Origin of the sequence: Pantoea brenneri (genome assembly GCF_038594305.1) — a bacterium.
Lineage (GTDB): Bacteria > Pseudomonadota > Gammaproteobacteria > Enterobacterales > Enterobacteriaceae > Pantoea > Pantoea brenneri.
In genome coordinates this window covers 173,848-188,233 of sequence record NZ_JBCGBG010000005.1, presented here as the reverse complement: position 1 = coordinate 188,233, position 14,386 = coordinate 173,848, and the positions used below count along the sequence as shown (strand labels likewise).

Genomic DNA, 14,386 nt, shown 5'->3' with positions numbered 1-14,386 from the left:
AATATGGAAATTACCATCCGGGGACGAGAGCCTCACGATGCCGCCGCCTATCAGCGGCTCTACAGCCATCCTGATGTCTACCCCTGGACGCTACAGCTACCGTTTCCCAGCGTCGCGACCTGGGAGAAAAAGTTCCTGAAAATGGATGGCGAAGGTTATATCGCGTTTGTGGCGGAAATCGACGGGGAGATGGCCGGTGAGCTGACGCTGTTTGTCGACAATAAACCGCGCACCCGCCACAGCATCAGTTTCGGGCTGGGCGTGGATCCGGCATTCAGCGGCCGCGGCGTAGGCGAAAAGCTGATCCGCACCGCGCTCGACTATTCCCGTAACTGGCTTGGCATCACCCGCATGCAACTGGAGGTGTTCCACGACAACGAACGGGCGCTCCGGCTCTATCATCGTCTGGGGTTTGAGCGCGAAGGATTGCTGCGCCAGGCGGCGCTGCGTGACGGTAAGCTGCATGATGTCGTCGTGATGGCGAAATTACTGCATCAGCCGTGACCGATGGCGCGGCATCACGGCCGCGCCAGCCTGCCTTACGGATTTTTATCCTGATAATGCTGCCTGTTTTGTGGCGTCACCAGTTCAAACGGGATCCACTGGTGGGAATCGACCTTTTCACCTTTGATCATCTGCTGCGCCACCTCTACCGATTTTTTACCCTGACCCACGGCGTCCTGGAACACCGTCACCGCTAATTTGCCACTCGCCAGCGCTTTCAGGCCATCCGGCGTGGCATCAATGCCGCCGACCAGAATGGTTTTTTTCGGCTTCGCCTGGGCGATCGCCATGGTGGCGCCAATCGCCATTTCATCGTTGTTGGCGGCAACAATATCGATATCCTCCCCGTTCGACAGCCAGTTGAGCATCAGATCCATGCCTTCATTACGGGCGTAGTTGGCAGTCTGCTTCAGCACCACTTTCATATTGGGGTATTTCGCCACCACCTGCTCCACATCCCGCGTCCGTTGCAGCGCGCCGGCGTCGGTCAGGTTACCGATCATGATGGCGACGTTGCCGCGATAGTTGGCCTGCTTTGCCAGCGCTTCCATCTGCAGCGTGCCGGATTCACGCTCATCTGAACCGACGAACACCACGCCAGGCGGCAGAGTTTTATCGCCCGGCGTGCGGTTAACATAGACCAGCGGGATGTGGGCCTGCTGCGCCAGGCGGGTCAGGGCGGGCGTACTGGCCGAGTCCACTGGATCGACAATGATGGCGTCCACCCCGGCGCTGATAAAACTCTGCACCTGATCGGTCTGACGGCCGACATCGCCGCGCGCATCTTCGAACTGCGCATCCAGCTTGCGCGCTTTGGCTTCCTTATCGATCGCCTGACGGATGATGGTCAGGAAGTTCTGATCGAAATAGGCCATTGAGACGCCAATTTTCTCTGCCAGCGCCGGGGTGGAGAGCGACAGCAGACACAGCATTGCCCATGCACTTTTTTTCATTGCAGACTCCCAGAGGTGAAAGGATGGAATTTATTTTTCATTTATTTAGAAAGTGGATAAATGCGATCATTTGCAGCCTACGAAGGGCGGCAGAGTTTGACAATCGGGCGTTTTCACACTTGCAGGCGAGGCCACATTTTGCGGAAAAATAGCGCAGCCATAGCTGTCGCCTGGCGCTAATTCCTCGATCCTGCGCACATTCTTCTGCACAGCGCGGCGGCTTTTTCTGCTTTTGTGCAGCGCCGCACTGCTGTTTGTGGCGGTTGCCAGAATTAAGCTAAATCAGCGTCAGCGATCTCAACATTCGCACAATGACCAATGGTTAGCCTCCTACCTATATTTCCTCAACAGGGGAATCTCAGCGGTATTCCTGAAAAAAACCTCGCGGCATAACTGGCCGCTTTTTAAGGAATTCACCTCATGGTTAAAGACAAAATGACCACCCGCACTACCCATGTCCGCATCTGGATCCTGTGTCTGATCCTGTTGCTTTCGGTGGTGGCGTACGCCGATCGTTCGATCCTGTCGATCTCCGGATCGGCCATTAAAGAGGAGTTTGGGCTGTCGGCGATCCAGCTCGGCCTGATCCTCTCCGCTTTCAGCTGGGCCTACGTGATCGGGCAGATCCCCGGCGGGCTGTTTCTCGATCGCTTTGGTGCCAAAAAGGTCTATGGCGTGACGCTGGCGCTGTGGTCGATCTCGACGCTGGCGATGGGCTTTGTCGGCGAGTTCTCCAGCGGCCTGACCGGCGCACTGATGCTGATGTTCGGCCTGCGTTTTCTGCTGGGACTGATTGAGGCCCCGAGCTTTCCGGCCAATGCGCGGGTGGTCATTATGTGGTTCCCCGGCGCAGAGCGGGGTCGCGCCTCGTCGCTGTTCAGTTCGTCGCAATATTTCGCCGTTGCCATCTTCTCGCCGCTGTCGGGCTGGCTGGTATCGCGCTTCGGCTGGGAGTGGCCGTTCTTCGTGCTGGGCGGTATCGGCGTGCTGGCGGTGTTTGTCTGGGCCGCTTATATGCGGGAACCGCGCAACCATCCCGGCGTATCGGAAACCGAACTGCAGCACATTATTAACGGCGGCGGGCTGGTGGATATCGACGCCGAACAGACCCTTCGGGCGCGTCCACCGGTCAGTAAAGCGATGTTCAAAAAGCTGCTGACCAACCGCATGCTGTGGTGCGCCTACCTCGGTCAGTACTGCATTATCGCGCTGAGCTACTTCTTTATTACCTGGTTTCCGATCTATCTGGTGCAGGCGCGGGGCATGGACATCATGGAAGCGGGTTTCGCCACTATTGCGCCGGCGGTGTTCGGTTTCCTCGGCGGCATCAGCGGCGGCTATATCTCGGACAAACTGATCGCCCGCGGCTGGAGCGTCTCCTGGGCGCGCAAAACGCCTTATATCGTCGGCATGCTGATGGCGGCCAGCCTGGTTCTGGCGGCGATAATCCCCAGCAACGTCGGCATTGTCGCCGTGATGTCGTTTGCCTTTTTTGGCAAAGGGGTGGCGGCGGGTGCCGGTACCTGGACGGTTATCAGCGACACCGCACCGAAAGAAGCGGTTGGCCTGGCGGGCTCAATCTTTAACGGCATCGGCAATATTGCCGGTTTCACCACGCCACTGCTGTTCGGCATCATCGTCGGCCTGACCGGAAGCTACGGCATCGGGCTGGCATTCGTTGCCGCTCACTGTGTGGTCGCGGCACTGCTGTTCCTGCTGGTAATGGGCCCGATTGAGCGGGTCGGTGAGCAGAGTGAACGTCCGGCATCGTATGAAAAACAGGGGAAAGAAGATGGCATTAAAGCAATGTAATGTGCTGATTAAGGGAAAGTTTCTGCCACCGCAGCTGATAGAGAAAATCGAAAACACTTTTACCGCCTTTCGGTTGTGGGAGGCGGAGGACGAAGCGGCGTTTCTGGCGGAAATGGGGGGCAAAATCGACATGCTGGTTACCAGCGGCAATGCGGTGATGGGCGCATCGGCCGCGCTGATTGCGGCGCTGCCCAATCTCAGGGCGATCTGCAGTAACGGCGTCGGCTACGACAGTATCGATATTGAGGCTGCCCGGGCGCGCAACATTGCGGTGACCAATACGCCGGAGGTGCTGAATGAGTGTGTCGCGGACCTCGGTATGGCGCTGCTGCTGGATGTGGCGCGGCGCATCAGTGAAGCAGACCGCTTCACCCGCGCCGGCCACTGGCAGCAGGGACGTTTCCCGCTGAGCCGCAAGGTGAGTGGCAAAGTATGCGGTATCGTCGGGCTGGGCAATATCGGTCAGGCGGTAGCGAAGCGGGCGCAGGCATTTGATATGGCGATTCACTACTACAACCCGCGCTCACGTCCGGATGTGCCCTATACCCGTCACGACAGCCTCGTCTCGCTGGCACAGCAGGCTGATTTTCTGGTACTGACCCTGCCTGGCGGGGCGGCCACACGGCAGATCATCAACGCGGAGGTACTGCAGGCGCTGGGACCGCAGGGTTATCTGATCAATATTGCGCGCGGCAGCGTGGTCGATCAGCAGGCGCTGATTGCGGCGCTGGAAAGCGGACAGATCGCCGGGGCCGGGCTGGATGTGTTTGAGCAGGAACCGCAGGTGCCTGCGGCGCTGCGTCAGTGCGACAAGGTCGTGATCACCCCGCACATCGCCAGCAACACCACAGAAACCATGGCGGCGATGGCCGATCTGGTGTTCGAAAACATGCTGGCGTTCGCCGCTGGCAAACCGTTGCTGACTCCGGTCATATAGCGCCACTCGCTCCAGAGGCGATGCCGTGGCGGGCATCGCCATCGTACCCGCATCAACCGGTGGACCCGCCGGCTCCCCCCGATGAATGCCGCCTCCTCCGACCACACACTCCGCACAAAACGGCCTGAAGAAATTTTGCGCAGCTGCCGATATCACCTTACCATCCGCTGATATTAAGGAGTGATATCGTGATAAAGCTGATTACCGTTGACGAACTACGTCCAGGCATGTTTATCCACAAGCTGGAGGTCTGGTGGATAAAAGACAAACGTATTCGCAACCAGATGCTGATCACCGATCCACGACAAATCGCTATGTTACGCAACGAAGGGATCCAGCAACTGTGGATCGACCTCGATCGATCGGTGCAGGCTCCGATCGCGCCGGTTGTGGCAAAAAGATCGATAGCCCGGACGCCGTTTTTTCAGGAGCTGGATCAGGCGCAGCAGATCTTTCAGCAGGGCAAATCCAAAGTGCTGGCGATGTTCAACGAGGCGCGCCTCGGTAACAGCCTGAACCTTGATTATATGATCGATCTGGTGGATGAAATCTCCGGATCGATTCGGCGTGAACCCTCTGCACTGCTGAGCGTGGCGCGGCTGAAAAATCACGATGACTACACCTATCTGCATTCGATGGCGGTCTGCGGGCTGATGATTTCGCTGGGGAAAAGGCTCGGGCTGAATGAGATCCAGCTGCGGCGCGTCGGGATGGGCGGCTTGCTGCACGACGTCGGCAAAGCGGCCGTGCCGCTGGAGATCCTTAACAAAGCCGGCAAGCTGACCGAGGACGAGTTTACCATCATGCGTCAGCATCCGATCGTCGGTGCACAGATGCTGATGGAGGCCAGTGCCGATGCCGATCTGCTGGATATTGCGCTGCACCATCATGAAAAATATGACGGTAGCGGTTATCCGCACGGCCTGAAAGGTGAGGAGATCTCGCTGTATGCCCGCATGGCGGCGGTGTGTGATGTCTATGACGCCATCACCTCGACGCGCGTCTACCGCACCGGCTGGACGCCCGCCGAGGCGATGCATCACATGCTGAGCTGGCGTGGCCACTTCGATAACGGCCTGCTGCACGCCTTTGTCCGTACCATCGGCATTTATCCGGTCGGCTCACTGGTACGGCTGGCATCAGGCCGGGTGGCGCTGGTGGTCAAAGCGGGTGAGAAATCGCTGATGAAGCCCTGTGTCCACGTCTTCTGGTCGCTGCACGCCCAGCGCGAAGTCAAACCGGAAGAGCTCGACCTGGGCGATAGCTTCTGTACCGACAGCATTGTCGGGGCGGAAGACAGCACGCTGTGGGGCAATGTCGATCTCAACCGCATCTGGGCGCTGGAAGTCGCCTGATATTTCGCCATTTTTACACTATTTTTACGCCCGCCCGCTGCATTTTAACCCCTTCTTTATACGCCGCCGCGCAAGCTAATCAGCAAATCCAAACCTCTGGAGGTTCCTGTGAGCGTGGGCGTAATAACCGGCATTGTGCTGGTGGTGTTGTTACTGGGCTATCTGATCTATGCCCTGTTAAATGCGGAGGCCTTCTGATGGCGGCCAATGCTTTTTTACTCATCGGATGTTATCTGCTGCTGTTAATGGTGCTGGCGCAACCGCTTGGGCGTGGCCTGGCGGCGCTGGTTGCCGATAAGCCGCTGTTCGCCCGGGTCGAAGCGCCGCTGTGGCGGCTGCTGGGCGCACAGCAAAGCGGGATGCGCTGGCCGCATTATCTGCTGGCGATTCTGCTGTTTAACGCGCTCGGCTTTGCGCTGCTGCTGGCGATTTTACTGCTGCAGGGCACGCTGCCGCTTAACCCACAGGGATTGCCGGGTCTGAGCTGGCATCTGGCGCTGAACACCGCGGTCAGCTTTGTGACCAATACCAACTGGCAGTCCTACAGCGGCGAAAGCACCCTGAGCTATTTCAGCCAGATGGTGGGGCTGACGGTGCAGAACTTCCTGTCGGCGGCCACCGGTATTGCGGTTGCGTTTGCGCTGATTCGCGGATTCGCTCAGCGCGGAAGCGGGATGCTCGGCAACGCCTGGCGTGACCTGACGCGCATCACGCTCTATGTGCTGCTGCCGATCAGCCTGCTGATGGCGCTGATTTTTGTCAGCCAGGGCAGCATCCAGACGTTGTCGCCGTACCACACGCTCACCACGCTGGAAGGCACACAGCAAACGCTGGCGATGGGTCCGGTGGCCTCGCAGGAAGCGATCAAAATGCTCGGCACCAACGGCGGTGGCTTCTTCAACGCCAACTCCGCTCATCCGTTTGAAAACCCGACGCTGCTGACCAACCTGATACAGATGCTGAGCATCTTCCTGATCCCGGCGGCGCTCTGCTTTGCCTTTGGTGAAAGCGTGCGCGATCGACGTCAGGGCCACATGCTGCTGTGGGCGGTGACGCTGATGTTTGTGGTGGCAGTGGCGGTGGTGATGTGGGCAGAACTGCGCGGCAATCCACATCTGCTGACGCTGGGCGCCGACAGCGCGGTCAACATGGAGGGCAAAGAGACCCGGTTTGGCATTCTTAACAGCAGCCTGTTTGCGGTGATCACCACTGCCGCCTCATGCGGCGCGGTTAACGCCATGCACGACTCTTTTACCGCGCTGGGCGGAATGGTGCCGATGTGGCTGATGCAGCTGGGTGAAGTGGTGTTCGGCGGCGTCGGAGCTGGCCTGTACGGCATGCTGCTGTTTGTGCTGCTGGCGGTGTTTATCGCCGGGCTGATGATCGGTCGTACCCCGGAATTCCTCGGTAAAAAAATCGACGTCTGGGAGATGAAAATGACCGCGCTGGCGATTCTGGTGACGCCTGCGCTGGTGTTAATCGGCACTGCGCTGGCGATGATGACCGACGCCGGACGGGGCGCGATGGCTAACCCCGGTATTCACGGCTTCAGTGAAGTGCTCTACGCGGTCTCCTCGGCGGCCAATAACAACGGCAGCGCGTTTGCCGGACTGAGTGCCAACACCCCGTTCTGGAACCTGCTGCTGGCCAGTTGCATGCTGCTGGGCCGCTTCGGCATCATCATCCCGGTGATGGCGATTGCCGGTGCGATGGCGGTGAAAAAAGTGCAGCCGGTGGGCAACGGCACGCTGCCAACGCACGGCCCGCTGTTTATTGCGCTGCTGGTCGGCACCGTGTTGCTGGTCGGTGCGCTGACCTTTATTCCTGCTCTGGCGCTGGGCCCGGTGGCTGAGCATCTGCAACTTGTTCAGGGACAATCCTCATGAGTCGTCAACAACAGGCGTTATTTGACGCGGCGCTGCTGCGTACTTCAGCCTGGGATGCGCTGAAAAAGCTCGATCCTCGGGTGCAATTCCGTAATCCGGTGATGTTTGTGGTCTATCTCGGCAGCGTGCTGACCACCTTACTGGCGCTGGCTATGCTGACTGGCAAGCTGAACGGCAGCGCCAGTTTTACCGGTGCGATTGCGGTCTGGCTGTGGTTCACCGTGCTGTTTGCTAATCTGGCAGAGGCGCTGGCAGAAGGGCGCAGTAAAGCCCAGGCCAGCAGCCTGAAAGGGGTGAAAAAGACCAGCTTTGCGAAAAAACTGTCGGCGGCGCGCTATGGCGCGGACTGGCAGCAGGTCGCGGCCGATCAGCTGCGCAAAGGCGATGCGGTGCTGGTGGAAGCGGGCGATATCATTCCGTGCGACGGCGAGGTGCTGGAAGGGGGGGCGTCGGTGGATGAGAGCGCAATTACCGGCGAATCCGCGCCGGTTATCCGTGAATCGGGCGGCGATTTTGCCTCGGTAACCGGCGGGACGCGCATCCTCTCTGACTGGCTGGTGATTACCTGTAGCGCTAACCCCGGCGAGACCTTCCTTGACCGGATGATCGCCATGGTGGAGGGGGCCAAACGCCGTAAAACCCCGAATGAGATCGCCCTGACCATTCTGCTGGTGTCACTCACTATCGTGTTTCTGCTGGCGACCGTTACCCTGTGGCCGTTCTCGGCGTGGGGCGGGACGCCGGTCAGCGTCACGGTGCTGGTGGCGCTGCTGGTCTGTCTGATCCCGACCACCATCGGCGGCTTGCTGTCGGCGATTGGCGTGGCGGGGATGAGCCGTATGCTCGGTGCCAACGTGATCGCCACCAGCGGCCGCGCGGTGGAAGCCGCGGGCGATGTTGATGTGCTGATGCTGGATAAAACCGGCACCATTACCCTCGGTAACCGGCAGGCGACACAGTTTCTGCCGGCTCCGGGCGTCAGCGAAGAGCAGCTGGCGGATGCCGCGCAGCTCGCCTCACTGGCGGATGAGACGCCGGAAGGCCGCAGCATCGTCATCCTGGCGAAACAGCAGTTTAACCTGCGTGAACGCGATCTCAGCAGCATGGGCGCCAGCTTCATTCCGTTCTCGGCGCAGACCCGGATGAGTGGGGTTAACGTACAGGATCGGCTGATCCGTAAAGGGGCGGTCGATGCGGTACGTCGTCATATTGAAGCCAGCCATGGCGCGTTCCCGGCCGAGGTGAACGCCCGGGTCGAAGAGGTGGCGCGCACCGGCGGCACGCCGCTGGTGGTGGCAGAAGGGGCGAAAGTGCTGGGCGTGGTGGCGCTGAAAGATATCGTCAAAGGCGGCATCAAAGAGCGGTTTGCCGAGCTGCGCAAGATGGGCATCAAAACCGTGATGATCACCGGCGATAACCCGCTGACGGCCGCGGCGATTGCCGCCGAAGCGGGGGTGGATGACTTTCTTTCCGAGGCGACGCCCGAGGCCAAACTGGCGCTGATCCGTCAGTACCAGGCGGAAGGACGGCTGGTGGCGATGACGGGTGACGGCACCAACGATGCGCCGGCGCTGGCTCAGGCGGACGTGGCGGTGGCGATGAACTCCGGCACTCAGGCGGCGAAAGAGGCGGGCAACATGGTCGATCTCGACTCTAACCCGACCAAGCTGCTGGAAGTGGTGCACATCGGTAAGCAGATGCTGATGACGCGCGGTTCGCTGACCACCTTCAGTATCGCCAACGACGTGGCCAAGTATTTTGCCATTATTCCGGCCGCGTTTGCCGCCACCTATCCCCAGCTCAACATGCTCAACGTGATGCACCTGCACTCACCGGCCAGCGCGATTCTGTCGGCGGTAATCTTTAATGCGCTGGTGATTGTGTTTCTGATTCCGCTGGCGCTGAAGGGCGTCAGCTATCGCCCACTGAGCGCGGCCGCCTTACTGCGCCGCAACCTGCTGATCTACGGGCTGGGTGGCCTGCTGGTGCCGTTTGTCGGCATTAAAGCGATCGATTTGCTGTTAGTCCTGTCAGGCATGGCCTGAGGAGAAGAAGATGAGTCAGTTACGTCCGGCGATTTTACTGTTGTTGCTGCTTACCGTTATCAGCGGCGTGGTTTATCCTTTGCTCACCACCGGCCTGGCGCAGTGGCTGTTTCCGGCGCAGGCCAACGGTTCGTTACTGGAGAAACAGGGTGTGGCGCACGGGTCGGCGCTGATTGGGCAGAACTTTACCCAGCCCGGTTATTTCTGGGGTCGTCCCTCTGCCAGCGGCGATCGGCCCTATAACCCGCTGGCGTCGGGCGGCAGCAATCTGGCCGCCAGTAACCCGGCGCTGGATAAAGCGGTCGCCGAACGGGTTGCCGCGCTGCGGGCCGCCAATCCTCAGGCACCGGCCGCGGTGCCGGTTGAGCTGGTGACCGCCTCAGCCAGCGGACTGGACCCGGATATTTCACCTGACGCGGCGCGCTGGCAGGCCCCTCGCATCGCCGCCAGCCGTCAGTTACCGTTAGCCCAGGTAGAGGCGCTGATTGATCAGCAGACCCACCGGCCGCTGATGCCGTTCCTCGGCGATCCGACGGTCAATGTGCTGCAGCTCAACCTGGCGCTCAGCGATCTGTAATGCCGACAAGGACCCTATGAATCAGGAACCGACGCGCCCCGATCCCGATGCTCTGTTGCAGGCTAGCCGCGACAGCCATCGCGGCCGGCTGAAAATCTACTTTGGCGCCTGTGCGGGCGTCGGGAAAACCTACGCCATGCTGCAGGAGGCGCAACGGCTGCGTGCGCAGGGGCTGGATGTGTTGATCGGCGTGGTGGAGACCCACGACCGGCCGGAAACGGCGCAGCTGCTGAGCGGCTTAACCCTGCTGCCGCGCCGGGCGACCGGCCGCTCGCGCCATGCCGAGTTTGACCTTGATGCGGCGCTGGCCCGCCATCCGGCGGTGATCCTGATGGACGAGCTGGCGCACACCAACGTTCAGGGCTCGCGTCATCCCAAACGCTGGCAGGACATTGAGGAGCTGCTGGAAGCGGGCATTGACGTGCTGACCACCGTCAACGTTCAGCATCTGGAGAGCCTCAATGACGTAGTGGGCGGCGTTACCGGTATTCAGGTGCGGGAAACCGTGCCCGACCCCTTTTTCGACAGCGCCGATGAGGTGGTGCTGGTCGATCTGCCGCCTGACGATCTGCGGCAGCGGCTGAAAGAGGGCAAAGTCTATATCGGCGACCGCGCCGAACGGGCGATTGAGAATTTTTTCCGCAAGGGCAACCTGTTCGCCCTGCGTGAGCTGGCGCTGCGCCGCACTGCGGACCGGGTAGACGATCAGATGCGCGCCTGGCGCGATCAGCAGGGACGGGATCGCGTCTGGCACACCCGCGATGCGATTCTGTTGTGTATTGGCGATGATACCGGCAGTGAAAAACTGGTGCGCACCGCTGCGCGGCTGGCGGCGCGACTGGGCAGTGAATGGCATGCGGTGTATGTCGAGACGCCCCGGCTGAACCGGCTACCGGAAGCGCGGCGGCGGGCGATCCTGCGTACCCTGCAACTGGCGCAGGAGCTGGGCGCAGAGACCGCCACGCTCTCCGAGCCTGATGAAGCGGAAGCGGTGCTGCGTTACGCGCGTGAACACAATCTCGGCAAAATCGTAACCGGCCGTCGTCCGCTGCGGCGCTGGCGGCGTGACAGTTTTGCCGAACGGCTCGGCCAGCTCGGCCCCGATCTCGATCTGCTGGTGGTGGCGCTGGATGAGCCGCTGCACGACGCGCCGCATCCGCTGGCGGACGGCCGGGTCACCAGCGACAAGTGGCGTATTCAGCTACGCGGCGTGATGATGGCGCTGGTGCTGTGCATCGCGGTGACCGTTGCCGGCCAGTCGCTGTTGATCGGTTTCGATCCGGCCAACTGCGTGATGATCTATCTGCTGGCGGTGGTGATCGTGGCGCTGCGCTATGGCCGCTGGCCGTCGGTGATCGCCACGGTGATGAATATCCTCGCCTTTGACCTGTTCTTTGTGGCTCCTACCGGCACGGTGGCGGTCTCCGACCTGCAATATCTGGTGACCTTTGGCGTGATGCTGGCGGTGGGGGTGATCGTCGGCAACCTGACGGCCGGGGTGCGTTATCAGGCGCGGGTGGCGCGCTACCGCGAGCAGCGTGCGCGTCAGCTGTATGAGATGGCCAAATCGCTCGGCAGCGCGTTAACGCCGCAGGATATCGCTGCCACCAGTCAGCGGGTGCTGGACGCCACCCTGCAGGCGCGCTGTCTGCTGCTGCTGCCGGATGAGCAGGGCGAACTGCAACCGGTGGGCGATGCGCTACCCGCCAGTGAGCCTGACCGCGCCATCGCTAAGTGGAGCTACAGCAAAGGCCAGCCGGCCGGTGCCGGAACCGACACCTTACCGGCGGTGCCGTATCAAATCCTGCCGTTAAAAAGCGGCGCGCACTGTCGCGGCTTGCTGGTGGTGGAACCGCAAAATCTGCGTCAGCTGATGATCCCCGAGCAGCAACGGCTGGTGGAAACCTTTACCGTGCTGATCGCCAACGCGCTGGAGCGGATGGCGCTGTCGCACAGCGAGGCGGCATCGCGGCTGTCGGCGGAGCGTGAGCAACTGCGCAATGCGCTGCTGTCCGCGCTGTCACATGACCTGCGTACTCCGCTGACCGTGCTGTTTGGCCAGGCGGAAATGCTGATGCTCGACCTCGCCAATGACAACTCGAAATATGTGCCGCAGGCCAGCCAGATCCGTGAGCAGACGCTGAGCACCATCCGCCTGGTGAGTAACATGCTGGATATGGCGCGCATTCAGTCGGGCGGGCTGAACCTGCGTGAGGAGTGGCTGTCACTGGAAGAGGTGATCGGCGGGGCGCTGAGCAGCATGGCACCGTCGCTGAAAGGGCACGAGGTGCAGCTCGATCTGCCGGACGACATCGTGCTGATCAAGGGCGACAGCAGCCTGCTGGAGCGGGTCTTTACCAACCTGATTGAGAACAGCCTGAAGTATGCCGGTAACTGCGCGCCGCGCGGGATTCGTGCCTGGCGTGCCGGGACGCGGCTGGAGATTGCGCTCTGGGATGGCGGACCCGGCATTGCAGAGGCGGATTTAAGCCGGATTTTTGATAAGTTCACCCGGGGTGATAAGGAGTCAGCCGTGCCGGGCGTCGGGCTGGGACTGGCGATCTGTAAGACCATTATTGAGAGTCATGGCGGGCAGATCTGGGCTGAGAATCGGCCCGAAGGCGGCGCTGTATTTCGTCTGTCGCTGCCGCTGCCACCGGTTCCGGAAATTTCTGACGAAGGGCTGAAATAACTTCACAGTTGATCAGTTATACTGCCCGACCTGTCTGATTATTATTGGGAATTTATGGAACGTTTTACCGAAAACCTGATGTATGCATCGCGCTGGTTGCTGGCTCCGGTTTACATTGGACTTTCACTCGGCCTGCTGGCGCTGACCATCAAATTTTTCCAGGAAATTTTCCACCTGCTGCCCAACATTTTCAGCATTGCGGAAAACGATCTGATCCTGCTGCTGCTGTCGCTGGTCGACATGACGCTGGTTGGCGGGCTGCTGGTGATGGTGATGCTGTCGGGCTACGAGAACTTTGTTTCTAAACTCGATATCGACGAAAGCAAAGAGAAGCTGAGCTGGCTGGGCAAGATGGACTCCGGCTCACTGAAAAACAAAGTCGCGGCGTCGATTGTGGCCATCTCCTCGATTCACCTGCTGCGGGTGTTCATGGAAGCGCGCAACGTCGCCAACGACAAGCTGATGTGGTACGTGATTATCCACCTGACGTTTGTGCTCTCTGCCTTTGTGATGGGCTGGCTGGACAATATGTCGCGTGGTGATAAGAAAGGCCACTGATGAAGGCGGGTGCACAGGCACCCGCTTTTTTTTGCCTGCGGCAGCAGCAGCTTATTCCTCTGGCTCTGCCTGACGGCGTGCAGCCGTGGCCGGCCGGGTGCCCGCCAGCTGCGGCATCACCGCTTTAATCATGGTAAAGAAATGCTGCAGCCTGGCCGGATAGTAGCTGGCCCACGGATAGGTCAGCCAGATCGGCAACGGCGGGGCCTGCCACTGCGGCGTCAGCTGAACCAGCCGCCCCTCGGCTAAATCCTGCTGTACCACCCACGACGACACGATCGCCGCGCCCATTCCGGCCAGCGCTGCTTTACGCACCGCATACAGGCTGTCACTGCTCAGCCTTGGGGTAATCGCCAGGTTAACCGGCTGGCCATCGTCGATCTTCTGTAATGCGACTTCATTACGATAAAAGCTGGTCAGCGCCAGCCACGGCAGATCGCGCAACTGTTCAACCTGCTCAATCGGCGGATGACGGGCCAGCAGCCCGGGCGACGCAACCACAATACGCGGCACTTCTGCCAGCAGAATCGCCACCACTGACGGATCGGTCGGCGCGCCAACCTGAATGGCGCAATCGATATTCTCGGCCATAAAGTCAGGCGTGCGGTCATTCAGCATCCACTCAATATTGAGCCGCGGATAGCGGCGCAGGTAGTCGACCAGCGGGGCGATCAGCTGATCCTGACCAAATGCGTGCGGCGCACGGACCCGCAGGGTACCGACCGGATCGTCGCTGGCCCCGGTCAGCTCATCTTCCAGCGCATGCCAGGTCGCCAGCAGTTGCCGCGCCTGAGCGTAACAGCGCTCACCATCATCGGTGAGTTTAAGCGCGTGCGTGGTGCGCAGAATTAACTTCAGCCCGAGCCGCTGCTCCAGCGTTTGCAGCCGCCGGCTGATGGTCGGCTGGGTAGTACCGAGCTGGGCGGCGGCGGCCGATAAACTGCCGCTCTCCACGATACGAATAAAGGTCTGCATCAGTTCGATGCGGTCGCTGGTATTAGGGTTGCTCATACGTACCACGCATAACAGTTTTGTCTGATGGCAGTCTACCGCGTATGGCCGCAGTG

Annotated in this window: 12 protein-coding genes; 10 read left to right on the top strand and 2 right to left on the bottom strand. The window is 60.4% G+C overall.

What is annotated here, in order from left to right; genetic code table 11:
• The first annotated feature begins 3 nt into the window (after nt 1-3).
• Nucleotides 4-504 (top strand): GNAT family N-acetyltransferase, encoded by a 501-nt coding sequence (locus tag AABB92_RS18250; protein ID WP_031377162.1) that lies wholly within the window; start codon nt 4-6, stop codon nt 502-504.
• A 35-nt stretch (nt 505-539) separates the two neighbouring features.
• Here the strand turns inward: AABB92_RS18250 and AABB92_RS18245 are convergent, their stop codons facing one another.
• On the bottom strand, nt 540-1,457 hold the full coding sequence (locus AABB92_RS18245) for a sugar ABC transporter substrate-binding protein (RefSeq protein WP_031377163.1): 918 nt from the start codon (nt 1,455-1,457) through the stop codon (nt 540-542).
• Nucleotides 1,458-1,877: 420 nt separating this feature from the next.
• Here AABB92_RS18245 and AABB92_RS18240 point away from each other — a divergent pair, with 420 nt between their 5' ends.
• The 9 genes from AABB92_RS18240 to AABB92_RS18200 all read left to right on the top strand — a co-directional run bounded on the left by AABB92_RS18240 (nt 1,878) and on the right by AABB92_RS18200 (nt 13,319).
• Nucleotides 1,878-3,269, top strand: coding sequence for an MFS transporter (locus AABB92_RS18240; protein ID WP_031377164.1), 1,392 nt, complete (start codon nt 1,878-1,880; stop codon nt 3,267-3,269).
• Nucleotides 3,250-4,206 carry an NAD(P)-dependent oxidoreductase gene (locus tag AABB92_RS18235; protein WP_031377165.1) on the top strand — a complete coding sequence of 319 codons (957 nt, stop codon included), beginning with the start codon at nt 3,250-3,252 and terminating at the stop codon, nt 4,204-4,206. Before AABB92_RS18240 ends, AABB92_RS18235 begins: the two co-directional genes overlap by 20 nt.
• Nucleotides 4,207-4,394: 188 nt before the next feature.
• A complete protein-coding gene (locus AABB92_RS18230; protein ID WP_031377166.1) occupies nt 4,395-5,561 on the top strand; it encodes an HD-GYP domain-containing protein in 1,167 nt (388 codons plus the stop codon).
• A gap of 108 nt (nt 5,562-5,669) precedes the next feature.
• Nucleotides 5,670-5,759 (top strand): K(+)-transporting ATPase subunit F, encoded by a 90-nt coding sequence (gene kdpF, locus AABB92_RS18225; protein WP_010253443.1) that lies wholly within the window; start codon nt 5,670-5,672, stop codon nt 5,757-5,759.
• Nucleotides 5,759-7,447, top strand: a complete 1,689-nt coding sequence (gene kdpA, locus AABB92_RS18220) for a potassium-transporting ATPase subunit KdpA (RefSeq protein WP_031377167.1) — start codon at nt 5,759-5,761, stop codon at nt 7,445-7,447. Before kdpF ends, kdpA begins: the two co-directional genes overlap by 1 nt.
• Nucleotides 7,444-9,492 (top strand): potassium-transporting ATPase subunit KdpB, encoded by a 2,049-nt coding sequence (gene kdpB, locus AABB92_RS18215; RefSeq protein ID WP_046289376.1) that lies wholly within the window; start codon nt 7,444-7,446, stop codon nt 9,490-9,492. Before kdpA ends, kdpB begins: the two co-directional genes overlap by 4 nt.
• 10 nt (nt 9,493-9,502) lie before the next feature.
• Complete coding sequence (gene kdpC / locus AABB92_RS18210; protein ID WP_031377168.1) at nt 9,503-10,069, top strand: potassium-transporting ATPase subunit KdpC; 567 nt, start codon at nt 9,503-9,505, stop codon at nt 10,067-10,069.
• A gap of 16 nt (nt 10,070-10,085) precedes the next feature.
• Entirely contained in the window at nt 10,086-12,761 is a 2,676-nt protein-coding gene (gene kdpD / locus AABB92_RS18205) for a two-component system sensor histidine kinase KdpD (RefSeq protein WP_046289375.1), read from the top strand.
• Nucleotides 12,762-12,815: 54 nt separating this feature from the next.
• The gene (locus tag AABB92_RS18200; protein ID WP_031377731.1) at nt 12,816-13,319 is read left to right on the top strand and encodes a TIGR00645 family protein; all 504 of its coding nucleotides are present in this window, start codon (nt 12,816-12,818) and stop codon (nt 13,317-13,319) included.
• Nucleotides 13,320-13,370: 51 nt separating this feature from the next.
• Here the strand turns inward: AABB92_RS18200 and AABB92_RS18195 are convergent, their stop codons facing one another.
• Nucleotides 13,371-14,330, bottom strand: a complete 960-nt coding sequence (locus AABB92_RS18195; protein ID WP_046289374.1) for a LysR family transcriptional regulator — start codon at nt 14,328-14,330, stop codon at nt 13,371-13,373.
• Nucleotides 14,331-14,386: the final 56 nt, after the last annotated feature.

Excerpts from the sequence above, each read along its gene's own strand:
- AABB92_RS18245 (WP_031377163.1), bottom strand. The coding sequence starts at position 1,457 with ATGAAAAAAAGTGCATGGGCAATGCTGTGTCTGCTGTCGCTCTCCACC.
- AABB92_RS18240 (WP_031377164.1), top strand. The coding sequence starts at position 1,878 with ATGGTTAAAGACAAAATGACCACCCGCACTACCCATGTCCGCATCTGG.
- kdpB (WP_046289376.1), top strand. The coding sequence starts at position 7,444 with ATGAGTCGTCAACAACAGGCGTTATTTGACGCGGCGCTGCTGCGTACT.
- kdpC (WP_031377168.1), top strand. The coding sequence starts at position 9,503 with ATGAGTCAGTTACGTCCGGCGATTTTACTGTTGTTGCTGCTTACCGTT.
- AABB92_RS18195 (WP_046289374.1), bottom strand. The coding sequence starts at position 14,330 with ATGAGCAACCCTAATACCAGCGACCGCATCGAACTGATGCAGACCTTT.
- kdpD (WP_046289375.1), top strand. The coding sequence starts at position 10,086 with ATGAATCAGGAACCGACGCGCCCCGATCCCGATGCTCTGTTGCAGGCT.
- AABB92_RS18200 (WP_031377731.1), top strand. The coding sequence starts at position 12,816 with ATGGAACGTTTTACCGAAAACCTGATGTATGCATCGCGCTGGTTGCTG.
- AABB92_RS18250 (WP_031377162.1), top strand. The coding sequence starts at position 4 with ATGGAAATTACCATCCGGGGACGAGAGCCTCACGATGCCGCCGCCTAT.
- kdpA (WP_031377167.1), top strand. The coding sequence starts at position 5,759 with ATGGCGGCCAATGCTTTTTTACTCATCGGATGTTATCTGCTGCTGTTA.
- AABB92_RS18235 (WP_031377165.1), top strand. The coding sequence starts at position 3,250 with ATGGCATTAAAGCAATGTAATGTGCTGATTAAGGGAAAGTTTCTGCCA.